Source organism: Asaia sp. HumB (assembly GCF_030263835.1).
Classification (GTDB): domain Bacteria; phylum Pseudomonadota; class Alphaproteobacteria; order Acetobacterales; family Acetobacteraceae; genus Asaia; species Asaia bogorensis.
Genome location: NZ_JARPML010000002.1, coordinates 2,207,098 through 2,219,989, shown reverse-complemented (window position 1 = coordinate 2,219,989; position 12,892 = coordinate 2,207,098). Strand labels below are relative to the sequence as shown.

The 12,892-nt window shown below is 61.6% G+C and carries 17 protein-coding genes and 1 other RNA gene; 9 read left to right on the top strand and 9 right to left on the bottom strand.

The features are described 5' to 3' along the window. Positions 1-105: 105 nt before the first annotated feature. The gene (locus P5689_RS11090) at positions 106-318 is read right to left on the bottom strand and encodes a hypothetical protein (protein WP_023979073.1); all 213 of its coding nucleotides are present in this window, start codon (positions 316-318) and stop codon (positions 106-108) included. 178 nt (positions 319-496) lie between these two features. On the opposite strand from P5689_RS11090, the gene P5689_RS11085 reads away from it, so the two are divergent. After that, positions 497-874: a hypothetical protein gene (locus P5689_RS11085; RefSeq protein ID WP_031241016.1), complete on the top strand. Its 378-nt coding sequence runs from the start codon at positions 497-499 to the stop codon at positions 872-874. A gap of 103 nt (positions 875-977) precedes the next feature. Here P5689_RS11085 and P5689_RS11080 read toward each other — a convergent pair whose 3' ends face one another. Both P5689_RS11080 and thyX read right to left on the bottom strand, forming a co-directional pair. Next, complete coding sequence (locus P5689_RS11080) at positions 978-1,223, bottom strand: hypothetical protein (RefSeq protein WP_023979075.1); 246 nt, start codon at positions 1,221-1,223, stop codon at positions 978-980. Between the two features lie 4 nt (positions 1,224-1,227). Next, positions 1,228-2,136, bottom strand: a complete 909-nt coding sequence (gene thyX / locus P5689_RS11075; RefSeq protein WP_023979076.1) for an FAD-dependent thymidylate synthase — start codon at positions 2,134-2,136, stop codon at positions 1,228-1,230. A 171-nt stretch (positions 2,137-2,307) separates the two neighbouring features. On the opposite strand from thyX, the gene ssrA reads away from it, so the two are divergent. Together ssrA and P5689_RS11065 are read left to right on the top strand one after the other, a co-directional pair. Next, positions 2,308-2,640, top strand: a transfer-messenger RNA (tmRNA) gene (gene ssrA, locus P5689_RS11070). A 250-nt stretch (positions 2,641-2,890) separates the two neighbouring features. Next, positions 2,891-3,415 (top strand): ClpXP protease specificity-enhancing factor SspB, encoded by a 525-nt coding sequence (locus tag P5689_RS11065; protein ID WP_285533183.1) that lies wholly within the window; start codon positions 2,891-2,893, stop codon positions 3,413-3,415. A gap of 107 nt (positions 3,416-3,522) precedes the next feature. Here P5689_RS11065 and P5689_RS11060 read toward each other — a convergent pair whose 3' ends face one another. Then, positions 3,523-4,053: a helix-turn-helix domain-containing protein gene (locus P5689_RS11060; RefSeq protein ID WP_285533182.1), complete on the bottom strand. Its 531-nt coding sequence runs from the start codon at positions 4,051-4,053 to the stop codon at positions 3,523-3,525. 104 nt (positions 4,054-4,157) lie between these two features. On the opposite strand from P5689_RS11060, the gene P5689_RS11055 reads away from it, so the two are divergent. From P5689_RS11055 to P5689_RS11045, 3 genes are read left to right on the top strand one after another with little or no spacing between them, the layout of a single operon-like run. Further along, positions 4,158-4,724 (top strand): hydrolase, encoded by a 567-nt coding sequence (locus tag P5689_RS11055; protein ID WP_285533181.1) that lies wholly within the window; start codon positions 4,158-4,160, stop codon positions 4,722-4,724. After that, the gene (locus P5689_RS11050) at positions 4,721-5,860 is read left to right on the top strand and encodes an AbrB family transcriptional regulator (protein ID WP_285533180.1); all 1,140 of its coding nucleotides are present in this window, start codon (positions 4,721-4,723) and stop codon (positions 5,858-5,860) included. Before P5689_RS11055 ends, P5689_RS11050 begins: the two co-directional genes overlap by 4 nt. A gap of 33 nt (positions 5,861-5,893) precedes the next feature. Further along, the gene (locus P5689_RS11045) at positions 5,894-6,286 is read left to right on the top strand and encodes a VOC family protein (protein WP_285533179.1); all 393 of its coding nucleotides are present in this window, start codon (positions 5,894-5,896) and stop codon (positions 6,284-6,286) included. A gap of 81 nt (positions 6,287-6,367) precedes the next feature. Here the strand turns inward: P5689_RS11045 and P5689_RS11040 are convergent, their stop codons facing one another. From P5689_RS11040 to P5689_RS11020, 5 genes are all read right to left on the bottom strand, one after another. Further along, positions 6,368-6,592 carry a hypothetical protein gene (locus P5689_RS11040; RefSeq protein ID WP_023979083.1) on the bottom strand — a complete coding sequence of 75 codons (225 nt, stop codon included), beginning with the start codon at positions 6,590-6,592 and terminating at the stop codon, positions 6,368-6,370. A gap of 151 nt (positions 6,593-6,743) precedes the next feature. Then, positions 6,744-7,370, bottom strand: coding sequence for a YceI family protein (locus P5689_RS11035; protein ID WP_285533178.1), 627 nt, complete (start codon positions 7,368-7,370; stop codon positions 6,744-6,746). Then, complete coding sequence (locus P5689_RS11030) at positions 7,367-7,993, bottom strand: cytochrome b (RefSeq protein ID WP_023979085.1); 627 nt, start codon at positions 7,991-7,993, stop codon at positions 7,367-7,369. The genes P5689_RS11035 and P5689_RS11030 overlap by 4 nt, the downstream gene beginning before the upstream one ends. A gap of 157 nt (positions 7,994-8,150) precedes the next feature. Further along, the gene (locus P5689_RS11025) at positions 8,151-8,768 is read right to left on the bottom strand and encodes a YceI family protein (RefSeq protein WP_023979086.1); all 618 of its coding nucleotides are present in this window, start codon (positions 8,766-8,768) and stop codon (positions 8,151-8,153) included. 31 nt (positions 8,769-8,799) lie between these two features. Continuing rightward, positions 8,800-9,411 carry an FMN-dependent NADH-azoreductase gene (locus P5689_RS11020; protein ID WP_023979087.1) on the bottom strand — a complete coding sequence of 204 codons (612 nt, stop codon included), beginning with the start codon at positions 9,409-9,411 and terminating at the stop codon, positions 8,800-8,802. Between the two features lie 171 nt (positions 9,412-9,582). Here P5689_RS11020 and P5689_RS11015 point away from each other — a divergent pair, with 171 nt between their 5' ends. The 3 genes from P5689_RS11015 to tgt all read left to right on the top strand — a co-directional run bounded on the left by P5689_RS11015 (position 9,583) and on the right by tgt (position 12,884). Next, positions 9,583-10,596, top strand: coding sequence for a LysR family transcriptional regulator (locus P5689_RS11015; protein WP_023979088.1), 1,014 nt, complete (start codon positions 9,583-9,585; stop codon positions 10,594-10,596). Between the two features lie 81 nt (positions 10,597-10,677). Further along, positions 10,678-11,715 carry a tRNA preQ1(34) S-adenosylmethionine ribosyltransferase-isomerase QueA gene (queA, locus tag P5689_RS11010; RefSeq protein WP_031241022.1) on the top strand — a complete coding sequence of 346 codons (1,038 nt, stop codon included), beginning with the start codon at positions 10,678-10,680 and terminating at the stop codon, positions 11,713-11,715. Beyond that, positions 11,712-12,884, top strand: a complete 1,173-nt coding sequence (gene tgt / locus P5689_RS11005; RefSeq protein ID WP_285533177.1) for a tRNA guanosine(34) transglycosylase Tgt — start codon at positions 11,712-11,714, stop codon at positions 12,882-12,884. The genes queA and tgt overlap by 4 nt, the downstream gene beginning before the upstream one ends. Positions 12,885-12,892: the final 8 nt, after the last annotated feature.

Sequence of the window (12,892 nt, the reverse complement as noted above, 5' to 3'; positions counted from 1 at the left end):
TTCTGGGATCTGAAGTATGAGGCCTGACCTTCGCATCTGCCTCGACAACGAACCACTGTCTCCCGATCAGTCCGAGCCGACAAGCCGGGAGGCTCACTGCGCGGTTCAGCGCTCCGTCGTGACGCCGCGCCATTCATCACGGGGGACGAGCGAGAGATCAGCAGCGCAGCTGCCCACCATGTAGCGATCTGCGTCCCAGGACCAGATTTCAGGGGCGTTTAGCGGCTCCTCGCCGCCATAGGTGGGAAGCGAGGATGTCAGGCCAACTGCGCCAGTCTTTATTGCCTCGTACAGGCTGTCCAGTGTCGGATACATCATGGGATTTTGCCTCCTTATCGAGCCTTCTTGTTCATCCCCGGTATTGTTTTCCGGGCTGGATGCAGAACCAGCAGCAGGCTTAGGGGTTTCGGTCAGACCCACTGCGGAATCCCTCACTTTTCCGACAGCGTCACACAGGGGGATCGTCGCACGCCACCCTTGAGCAGTAATGAAAACCATGACCAGAGACCCAGCTTCCACGAACCCGGCCTCCGCCCATGACACCGTTCATTCTGAAGGCCAGAAGAGCAAGGCCGATCGTGATGAAGCCGAGCGGCAACGTCGGCTCGGGCTGCTGATCGACCGGCTACCCGCACGCCTCGCGAAAACCGTGCGCTGGCTGCTCGCACCGTCGCGGATCTGGATCCGTATCCCGGCGGGGCTTCTCTTCATGGTCGGTGGCTGCCTGGCTTTCCTGCCCGTCCTTGGCGTCTGGATGCTGCCTCTGGGCTTTTTTCTGGTGGCGGAAGACATCCCTCTTCTGCGTCGATGGAGCGGCAGACTTCTCGCCTGGATCGAGCATCGTCATCCCGACTGGATGGGCCTCGATTCCTGATTGATGCCTTGCCGACACAGGCAGGGTGGGGCATGCATTCCGCGCAGGGATAATGAGGTTGTCCGGCCATCAGCAGGCGCACCGCCGGGTGGCCGGAGCAAACTCAGTGCGTCGGGCTACCCGCTGGCGCCGGTACGGGATTGGTACGCACACAAGCCGTCTGCGCCTTTGCAGAAGGATCGCAGCGCGGCAGTTTCTCAGCGGCGGGAATGGGCCAGAACAGCCTTATGCCAAGCGAGATCAGCACCAGAACAAGCGCAACGATTGCCCAGGGCATGATCGAGGGGAGTTTGCGCGGCGGATCGGGGTCAGGCACCCCGTCCTTCATGATGCGGTACAGATCGTTCACCGGGTCAGCCCTTCACCAGAACAGCCTGCATTTCGTCCCATTCGCGCTTGCTCAGCCCTGAATCGGCCTGTTTCACAGTCTCACCGGCCAGCTGGCGCTGCAGCACGGCAATCATGCCTGCCGAGAAGGTGAACGCACCCAGTCGATAGTCCTCGAAGGCCGATGCCGTGATGGGCACCCAGGCACGCAGGATATCGAGCATCGCCTCGGCATAGACCCGGATCTCATACTGCGCGTGGCTGTCAGCACGCAGGCTCAGGAAGTGCAGCAGATTGTGGAGGTCGATCTTCCAGTACCACTGCGTGTAGGTGTTGAGCGTCAGGTTCATGCGCGCAAGCTCACGCGCCAGACCATAGCCCTCAGGGTCGAGCATCGTCTCGTAATTGTCGTAGCAGCGCGAGGCGTCCTGACGCAGCAGGTCCAGCACCTCGGCGGCCTTGTCGGGCGAGAGCGCCTCAGCACGACCCTGACGGTTGGAAACGCTCTGAGCCGAAACCTGCTCGGGATCGGGCAGATAGAACTCGCGGTCGAGAATCGAATAACGCGCCGAATACTCGTTCACGTTCGCCATACGATGGCGAATCCACTGGCGCGCCACGAATACCGGCAGCTTCACGTGGAACTTGATCTCGCACATCTCGAACGGCGTCGAATGACGATGACGCATCAGATACCGGATCAACCCGGTATCCTCGGACACCTTCTTGGTGCCGCGCCCATAGGACACGCGCGCAGCCTGTACCACCGCGCCATCATCGCCCATGTAATCGACCACACGAACGAAACCGTGGTCGAGCAGCTCGATCGGATTAAAAAGAATCGCCTCCAGGGCAGGCACGGTCGGCCGGCTCGTCTGAGAGGGCGTAAGGCGGGAGGCGTCGATCTCGGCGCGTTGTTCTGGTGTCAGCGGCATAGGCCGAGGCTTACCACAGGAATACCGGCTTAGACACCAGCACTTCGCCTCGCGAGACAATTTGTCCGCTTCCGACACCCCTACATATCAGGCGCCATAAGGAAACGGGCACTCATGGTTCATCACGATTCAACCGGCTTGGTGTGACGCACGGAACGCGGCGGCAAACCACCCCTTGCCGGGCGCACAGCAACACCCTATATGCATCGGTGCCGGAGGGCTTGCCCTTGGCTATGGCGATAAACGGTAAGTGGAATAATCGTTACGGACCCGGGGGCAGTGCCCGGCGTCTCCACCATTCCTTCCCGAGGGCTCTGCCCAACGGAAAGTAAGGGGACGAAACAGGCTCGACGTGCGTGGTAAAGACTTATCTTTTGCCCGGCATTGTACCGCCGTTATCGGGCTAAATCACAAGTGCCAATGATAACACAAAGGTGCTCGCTGTCGCTGCATAAGCGATAAGCGCGGTTCGGGAGGGCACCGGGCAACAGAAGCCCTCCCACTTTTCAAATCAATATGAATTCCACACGGCAAATCCCGAGGCCAGCTTTGCCTGAGCAGTCGTCGTTCGGGCTTTCGGGTGTCGCGCGCTCCCGCAGGAAGCGTCCTACGATGCGACAGGGCCACACCATGCAGTCGGGGCGGGTTCAGGCTCCGCATGGGTGAAATACCGCGCCTCCCCGCAAGGCCTTGCCATCCCGCATGAAACGTCGCATCCCTGCGTGATCAGTTTTCGCAAGATGGATCTTCTAAAATGAATGATGATCAGGGTGACGGCATGGATCACGAGCTGCCAGAAAGCCTGCTGCCTTACGATGAGTGGGTTGAAGACGCCTATCGCGAAGTCATGCTGCGTGCTCTCGATTACGCGGGCGCCGAAGGGCTGCCGGGCGAGCATCATTTCTATCTCACCTTTCTGACCGATTATCCGGGCGTCATCATTCCCGATCGTCTGCGTGCGCAATACCCGCATGACATGACAATCGTGCTGCAACACCAGTTCTGGGACCTCAAGGTAGACCGCGACGCCATGACGGTATCCGTCGGCCTCTCCTTCGGGGGGATCGGCAGCGTTCTGGTCATTCCCTTCGCCGCCATTACGGCGTTTGCTGACCCGCATATCCGTATGGCCCTGCGCTTCACGGTTGCACCGGGTGAAATGGCCGCTGAAACCGAAGAGCCCGAAGCTGAACCCGAGGAGGCAGAAGCCCCCCATCCGGCGGCCAGCGAGGATGGCCAGGTTGTCAGTCTCGACGCTTTCCGCAAGCGCCCTCACTGAACGCGGCTATCGCGCTCTGACAACACCACACCCAAAAGGGCGCCCTCGCGGCGCCCTTTTGTCTTTTGGTTGTTCTGGCCGGCACGGCGGTACACCGGCCTCGTCCCTCAAGCCGCGTTCACAAGCCCCAGAACGAGCTTTTCCATTTCCGTTCTGACATCCCTGTCCGCCTCGCTCCTGACCAGTTGAGGGGCAAGTTTGAGGAGATGCAGAAGCACGACACCGCGTGCAGCGGCACTGGCTTGCGCTCTGGGTTCTGCCTTCTCCAGAATACGCACCACGCGGCCCTGAAACTGGGCGCGCCACTGCGCCGTATGGTGCTCGGCGTCGGGTCGTGCCGCCAGGAGCAGCGTCGTGTAATCGCGCTCCTCGCGCTTATCCAGCCAGACATCGAGCAGCGCACGAGCCAGTTCTTCCCCCGCTCCGGGCTGGACGGCCTCGCAAAGCTGATCGAGCACGGCAAGGCGGTCATGGATGAACCGCTCGAGAAGCGTGGCGGCAATGCTCTCCTTGGTGGGAAAGAACCGGTAGAGCGACCCGATAGCCGTGCCCGAGCGTGCGGCGATCTCGGTCATGGTCGTCCCATCGACCCCTTTTTCGGCAAAAACCGCCCCCGCAGCATCGAGGATACGCGCCACTCTCTCGCGCCCGCGCTGCCTCTTGGGCGCAATTGCGTTTGACTTATGCGAGGGTTCCCTCGCATAAGTGGCGGGTGACGTTTCCATCAGAGAAGGGTTCTCCCATGCTTGCTCTCGATCCCAAGACAACGGCGCTCGTGCTGATCGATCTTCAGAAAGGCATATTGAGTATGCCCGTCACCCCCCATACGGGCCAAGAGGTTCTGTCGCGCAACATGAAACTTGCGGAGCAGGCCCGTCAGGCCGGTGCCCTGGTCATTCTGGTGCATGTCGGCTTTGCCCCGGATTTTGCCGATGCGCCGCCCCATAACGTGGACAAGCCTCTCGCCTCCTCCAGCCCCCTGCCTGCCGACTGGAGCGACTTTGCCCCGGACCTCCAGCAGCCCGGTGATCTTGTCGTACTCAAGAAGCAATGGGGCGCCTTCACAGGTACCAATCTTGATCTGCAACTCCGCCGCCGGGGCATCCGGACGATCATCCTGGCCGGTATCGCCACGAATTTCGGCGTGGAATCGACCCTGCGTCACGCCTGGGAACTCGGCTATGATGTGGTCGTGCCCGAGGATGCCTGCACCTCGCTCAATGCCGATCTGCACAGCATGGCGGTAACCCATGTCTTTCCGCGCCTGTGCCGTGTCACACGCAGCGACGAGATCGCGTTCGACGCATGAAAGGTAGGGCGTCGCTCTGGCTGGGGCTGATTGCCCTTTCCGCTTTGCTGGGTGGCGGGCTCACCCTGCTGGGCCTGCCTGCTGCCCTGCTGATCGGCGCGATGGTCGCGGCCATTGCTGTGGCCATTTCGGGCCGTGTCATACCGCTGCACCGCACGCTGCCTGTTGTCGCTCAGGCAGTCATCGGGCAGCTCATGGCGCATAGCCTGACCCTTGGCGTTCTGCGCGAGATCCTGTCCCAATGGAGTATCTTCCTGGGCGGGGTGTTCTCGGTCATCGTCATGAGCTTTGCCCTCGGCTGGGTGCTGGCGCGCTTGCGCGTCATGCCCGGCAGTACGGCCCTGTGGGGTGCCTCTCCGGGGGCTGCCACGGCCATGCTGCTGCTTTGCGAGGCCTATGGCGCGGATCAAAGGCTTGTGGCCTTCATGGTGTATCTGCGCGTGTTGCTGGTAACGCTCACGACATCAATCATTGCCCATATCACCAACGCGCACCGCCCTGTGCCGCATGATGCCAGCACCTCTGCCTCGAGCCTGACCAGTCAGGTCGGGATACCGGAAACAGTCCTTCACCTGATCGGCCATGAAGCTACGACGCTGTGGCCCTGCCTCGCCGTCATCGCCTGCGCGGTTCTACTGGCGCGTTTCGTGCGTCATGGTGCTGCGCCTTTGCTGCTGAGCATGGCGGGCGGGGTTATCCTTCAGGCTGGTTTCGGCGTGCATTACGCCCTGCCCCATTTCCTGCTCGTCCCGAGCTATATGGTGATTGGCTGGATGGTCGGGCGACGCTTCACGCGCGATGTCATGCACCATGTCTGGCGCACCCTGCCCGCCGTCACGCTTTCGACGCTCATCCTGATTGGCGGTTGCGCCCTGCTATCCTGGCCCCTTGCCCATATTGCCCATGTGGATGTGCTGAGCGCCTATCTGGCGACGAGCCCCGGCGGCGCTGACTCGATTGCCATTATTGCAGCCTCGACACCCATCAACATGCCCTTCGTCATGGCCATGCAGGTGGCGCGCTTTCTGTCGCTGCTGGTGATTGCGCCGCGCATTGCGACAACACTGGCCCGGTTTCTGCCCCCCGAGCCCGATGCTATCTCTAGTCAGACGGCCCGGAACACTGATAGTGCTTGACATACGCCCCCGCCAGCCGAGGTTCGATCCTTCATGCGCTTCACTGTTGATCGTCTAGACCATATCGTTCTTACGGTTCGTGACCGTGCACTCTCCGCCAACTGGTATCAGCGTGTCCTTGGGATGGAAATCGAGGAATACGGTCGCAACAACCGTGTCTCCCTGAGCTTCGGTGGCCAGAAGATCAACCTGCGCCCTATGGAGTCAGAAGGCTGGACGACCGCGGAATCCGCAGCTCCGGGTGTCAGCGATCTGTGCTTTACCACCGCCATCGACTCGGAAAACATCATCCGTCATCTGGATAAATGCGGTGTGGCGGTCATCGAGGGACCGGTTACCCGTATCGGCGCCCTTGGGCCCATTACGTCGGTCTATATTCATGATCCTGACAGGAACCTGATCGAAATCGCTTCCTATCAGAGGTAAGGCGTTACCCTTCTCTCGGATCACGACCACACGTTCGGGCACTGGCCATTATCGACCATGCCCTGACCCGTGAGGCGTGCCTTACCAGTTCTTGCTGATCAGCCAGAACTCTTCCGAGGTAAGGGTCACAAGCCCACCACCCGGCAGGCTGGTCTCGGCAGCGGCGCTGGCCAGCGCTTCGATACGTTCGACCATGATCGTCTTGCGGACATGGGTTTCGGACTGTTCCTTCACCTGACCCAGCGCAGTGAGGGCGGATTTGGACGCCTTGGCGACACGCGCGGCATCGAGAGCAGCATAGGACATGGTTTACCTCCGTAAGAAACGTTCCCCCAATCTAGCGGAAAACAATCGTCACTCCACCCCCCGATACGGGGGTGGTTTTCCATGCTGACATAAAGAGAAGGAGATGGCGTCTGACGCGGGAAGCATTAACCGTTCCAGGAGTACCCAGGCCTCAGCCCGCGCGATGCGCTGTCAGATCGAAAACCACCGACACCTCGAGCGCTACCCACTGCCCTGTTGACCAAGGCCCCTGTCCCACGCCGAAGCGGCTGCGCAACAGATCGGCATGGCCTTTCGCATGAGCGGTCTCCCCTGTGACATCCAGGGTGAAGTCCAGCGTCACGGGTTGCGTGACACCACGCAGAGTGAGCGTGCCGCTGGCCTGATACTGATCGCCCTGAACACGGCGGATTGCGCTCGAAACAAAATGGGCTTCCGGGAACGTCGCTGTGTCGAACCAGTCCGATCCGGGCAGGGCCGTGTCACGTTGCCTGTCGCCGGTTTGTGCGCTGGCCAGATCGATTGTCATGTCGATCCGCCCTGTCTCAGGGTGGGCAGGGTCGAGCGCTATCTGCGGCTCATACTGCGTGAAACTTCCCCGAAACGGCGTCCCGGTCTGGGTTCCGGTGAAACCGAACCGGCTATGCGCCTTGTCCACCACCCAGCTTGTGGACAGCCCCTTCGCAGAGGGGCCGGTGACATTCTGCGCACTGGCGAGGGTCGCTCCTGCCATGGGCACAAGAACTGAAAACAGGGCAATCATCTGCCGCACAGGCAAGGGGCGAAACTGAACATTCATCGACGGGATCTCCGCAGAAAATTCGGCAGCATGCGGGCAAGCACCTCGTCATGCAGCACGAAATGGTGGCGCAGGGCCGCAAACCCATGCAGCACAATGAGCGCAATCAGCAGATAGGCCCCATAGGCATGGATCGCCGAGAAAACAGCCTCGACCGGCTTCTTGTCAGGCAATGATGAGAGCCATGGCAGATCAGGCCAGGGGATGACGCCAAACAATACGGTCGGAATGGCAAACACCGAACTCGACACAACAGCCCAGCCCGTAAGCGGCAGCCCGATCATCTCGGCATACAGGGCAAGATGGGCCAGCCCTGCCAGACGCCTCTCGCCCGGCGCCATGTCCGGGGGCAAAGGCGGTGGCGGACGAACGAACCGCCACATCAGACGCAGACAGGCGGCGATCAGGATCGTGATGCCAATCGATTTGTGCAGCTGATACAGGGCAAACACTCTGGATGGGCCAAGCGTGAGGTGGACCATGACCAGCCCGATGCCGATCAGCGTGAGGATACCAAGAGCCATGACCCAGTGAAGCGTTATGGCAACCGGGTCATAGCGCCGCATGGGCCCCGCCCCGTCTGCGGGGCGGCTTGTGCTCTGCGATGCGTCGCGACGAGTCATCTTCTTTTTACCCAACTGACCTGACCCATGCCGGCGTCATGCCGTCCGATCGGGGATCGGCACCGATCCACTCCCAAGAGCCCGGATATCCCGGGCCCTTGTCAGGCGCGTTATCCGGCATGGGTACCGGGCCTGACCGAGGGGCGTTATGCCCCGCTCAGGACTGGCGCTCGAAAGCCGCAGCGATGTGCAGGGTTACGGCATCGCCCACCAGCGGGACGTAGCGCGACACACCGAAGGCGCTACGAGAGATTGTCGCATTGCCTTCAAACCCGACCGTCTCCTTCTTGTCGAGCGGGTTGACGCCACTACCGATCAGCTTCGCCTTGAAGGTGACAGGACGCGTGACACCATGCAGGGTGAGATCACCACTGATGCTCGCCATGCCTGCGCCATTGCGTACGATATGCGTCGAAACAAAATGCGCCGTCGGGAACTTGTCGGCATCGAACCAGTCCGCGCCCTTGAGTTCACCATCCAGCTTGGCCACCGTGGTCTGGACCGAGGCGATCGGGAGGGTCACATCAAGCTTCGCGGCATCGATATGAGCCGGGTCGAGCGTGAGCGACCCCGATGCCTGCGAAAAGAACCCCGAGAAATTGGTGAACCCCATATGCAGGAGCGTAAAGCCGACCTGCGTATGATAGGGCTCGATCGCATAGGTGCCGGCCTGCACGGCCTTGGGGTCGGGGTTCCCGCCCTTCTGGGCATGAGCCTGCGGCAACGCCGCCAGAAAGGTAACGAGCGTGAGACCGGCGAGGAAAGACTTGTTCACAACCGATGATCCTTGCGTGAGGGTTGACTGATCAGAAAGAGAGGGCGGCGATCTCGGCTCGGGCGGCCTTGAAGGCGGCCTCACGGGCTTCCGGCCCGCGGCTCAGACCTTCAGCGCGGATCCAGGTGATGTCCTTCAGACCCAGAGAGCTCAGAAGCGCACTCATATAGGGCTCCTGATGATCCAAAATGGCTGCCGGATTGCCCGGCGTGTAATTGCCGCCACGCGTCGAAATCAGCACGACCTTCTTGCCCTGCGGCACTAGGCCGACGAGACCGTTCTCGCCATATTTGAATGTCTTGCCTGCCACCACGATACGATCGATCCAGTTCTTGAGCTGGGCCGGGACGGTGAAATTGTACATCGGCACGGCAATGACAATGATATCGGCGGCAAACAGCTCATCCACATGAGCATTGCCACGCGCCAGATCGGCCTGGATCGTCTCGTCGGTCACCTCAGCGCCGAACCGCGCTGCAACATGATCGGCGCCGAGCACCGGGATCGGATGCGCAGCCAGATCGTGATAGGTGATCTCAGCACCAGGATGCGACGCCTTCAGATGAGAGATCGTCTCGGCCGTCAGGACCCGGCTGGCCGAATTGTCACCAAGAATGCTGGAATCGATATGAAGAATCTTCATGGGCTACGCTCCTGAATACAGATTCGATAAGGCGACGGGCGGCCCGCATCGGGCCTCACCTGCCGCCGCAAGGAGCGCACCGTCCCATATGTTGATCCATCTGGACACTTGATATATTCCGATAGATAGTATCGCTTCAGGTTATGGGTAATCAGGCTAGGAAGACGCGCAATGCTGGACCGTATCTCGCTCGATCAGCTACGCGTTTTCATTGCCGCCGCCGATGATGGCAGCTTTTCCGCCGCAGCCAGACGCTTCCGCCGGTCGCAACCCGCCATAAGCGAGATGATCGCCACGCTGGAATCCCAGATGGGTGTCGCACTTTTTGACCGTATGGGGCGCTACCCGCAGCTCACCAAGGCAGGCGAGACCCTTCTGGCGGACGCACGCGGCATCGTACTGGGCGTGGACCACATGAAGGCACGCGCTTACGGCATGTCTTCGGGGATCGAGCCCGAATTATCGGTCGTGGTCGATGTGTTCTTTCCCATGGATCGCATGACGCGCGTGGCACGTGGCTTTCGCGAGACCTTTCCCCACACGCCGCTGCGCCTTTATGTCGAGGCGCTTGGAGGCGTGTTCGAGCCGATCCTCGATTCACGGGCCCGTATCGGCATTGCAGGCCCCCTCCCCGATCTGCCCGACGCGCTCTCCTCGGAAGTTCTGGGCGATATCCGTTTCATGATGGTGGCCTCGGCCGAGCACCCCCTGGCCCGTCACGAAGGTCCCATTCCACGTGAGGAGCTCGCCCGGCATGTGCAGCTTGTGCTGACGGATCGTACCTCCCTTTCCGCCGGGCGCGAGCGTGGCATTTTCTCACCCTCGACCTGGCGTCTGGCCGATCTCTACGCCAAGCATCACTTCCTGCTTGGCGGGCTTGGCTGGGGCGGCATGCCGGTCCACAGCATCAGGGCCGATCTGGACTCCGGCAGGCTTGTCGAACTCAATATTGACGGCTTCATCCCCGGCGGCTCGGCCATGCCCATGACCGCTGTCTACCCAACAGCCGAGCCGCCCGGCCCGGCGGGGCGCTGGCTGATCGACCACCTCAAGCTCTGTCCGGGCCATCAGGCCAAGGCTGAGAGTGCCGGTTCGCTCCGGAGCGATCACACACACCCCGACGAGCGGCTTCAACCACAAATCGCGAGCGGGGCCTGCCGCTCCACGCAGCCGGTTCTCCCGTGACGACGCATGCGACGGCGGGGAAGAGGAAGCGATTATTTGCACTGGCATTTCAGGCCGGATCTGGCCTAAACGAAGCCGCCCATGCAGATATCCGATTTCGATTTCGATCTTCCGCGCGAGAATATCGCTCTGGAACCCGCCCGCCCGCGTGACAGCGCCCGCCTGTTGCGCGTTGCTGCCGGTCAGAATCTGGCCGAGACGCGTATCAGCGATCTGCCCAGCCTGCTCGAACCCGGCGATCTGCTGATTGCCAATGATACGGCGGTCATCCGTGCCCAGCTCGCGGCACGACGCGGTGAAGCCAAAATCGGGATCACGCTCGATCGTATCCTGAGCGATGGCAGCTGGCATGCACTGGCGAAAAACGCCCGTAAGCTGAAGCCGGGCGACACACTGCATTTCGGCTCGGATTCCGTAACTGCTGAAGTGGTCGAGAATGAAGGCGATGGGGCAATCTCCATGCGCTTCTCCGCCGAGGGCGAGGCCTTTGACGACTTCCTCAAACGCGCTGGCGTTCTTGCCCTGCCGCCTTATATCGACCGCCCCACCGGCCCGACGGCGCAGGATGACAGCGACTACGCCACGATTTTCGAGCGCTACAAGGGCGCCGTTGCGGCACCCACGGCAGGGCTGCATTTCACGCCCGAGGTCCTGGCCGCCCTCGATGCGCGCGGCGTAAAGCGCCACACCCTCACCCTGCATGTGGGAGCGGGCACCTTCCTGCCCGTGCGTGACGAGATTGCCACCCACAAGATGCACGCCGAATGGGGCCGCATCGACGCCCAGACGGCACAGCTCATCAATGACACCCGCGCCAGTGGCCGGAAAATCGTGGCCGTGGGCACGACCAGCCTGCGTCTGCTTGAGAGCGCCGCCGATGAGCGGGGCGTCGTGCATCCGTGGGAGGGGGAAACCTCCATTTTCATCAAGCCAGGCTATCGTTTCCGTGCGGTCGATCGGCTGATGACCAATTTCCATTTGCCGCGCTCGACCCTGTTCATGCTCGTCTGCGCCCTGGCCGGAACCGAGACCATGCGCGAGGCCTATCGTCACGCGATTGCCGAAGGCTTTCGCTTTTATTCCTACGGAGATGCCTGCTTGCTGGACCGCGCCCCATGACCGAATCCCCCACGAAAATGCAGTGGAAGGCCGAGGCCTGTTGCGGTCAGGCGCGTGCAGGCCATCTGCATACCGCCCATGGCACGATCCCGACGCCTACCTTCATGCCGGTCGGCACGGTGGGCACGGTCAAGGCCATGACCATGGATGCCGTGCGCTCGACGGGTGCGGGTATCATTCTGGGCAATACCTATCACCTCATGCTGCGCCCCGGCGCCGAGCGCGTGCGCAAGATGGGCGGGCTGCATCGCATGATGGACTGGTCCGGCCCGATCCTGACCGATTCAGGCGGGTTTCAGGTCATGTCGCTTGGTGCGCTGCGCAAGCTCGATCGGGACGGGGTGACGTTCAATTCCCATATCGATGGCTCGAAGCATCGCCTGACGCCGGAAAGCAGCACCGACATCCAGCACGCGCTGGATGCCACCATCACCATGTGTTTCGATGAATGCCCCGCCCTGCCCGCCACGCCGGAGCGCCTCGAATCCTCCATGGAATTGTCCATGCGCTGGGCAGCGCGCTCGCGCGAGGCCTTCGTGCAACGCCCCGGCTACGGACAGTTCGGCATCGTGCAGGGCGGCACGGAGCGCGATCTGCGCGCGCGCTCGGCCAAGGCGCTGACCGATATTGGTTTTGAGGGTTATGCCATTGGCGGTCTGGCGGTGGGTGAAGGTCAGGAACTCATGTTCTCGACGCTCGATTTCACCACCCCGCTCCTGCCGCAGGACCATGCACGCTATCTGATGGGCGTGGGCACCCCCGATGATCTGCTGGGCGGTGTGGAACGCGGTGTCGACATGTTCGATTGCGTCATGCCCACACGTGCAGGCCGCACGGCGCGCGCCTATACCGAGCGCGGCACGCTCAATCTGCGCAATGCCCGCCATGCGGAAGACAACCGCCCGATCAGCCCGAACTGCGATTGTCTGGCCTGTTCGCGTCATAGCCGCGCCTATCTGCATCATCTCTTCCGCGCCAACGAAATTCTCGGCCCGATGCTGCTGACCTGGCATAATCTGGCCTATTACCAGCGGCTGATGCGCCAGATACGGGTTGCCATTGTCGACGGCACTCTGCCGCAGAAAGCCCTCGCCCTGCGTGCCGGCTGGGCTGCCGGAGACTGGACGCAGGACGAATTCCCCCAGCCGGACTGGCCACCCGTCCCATGACGCCCTCT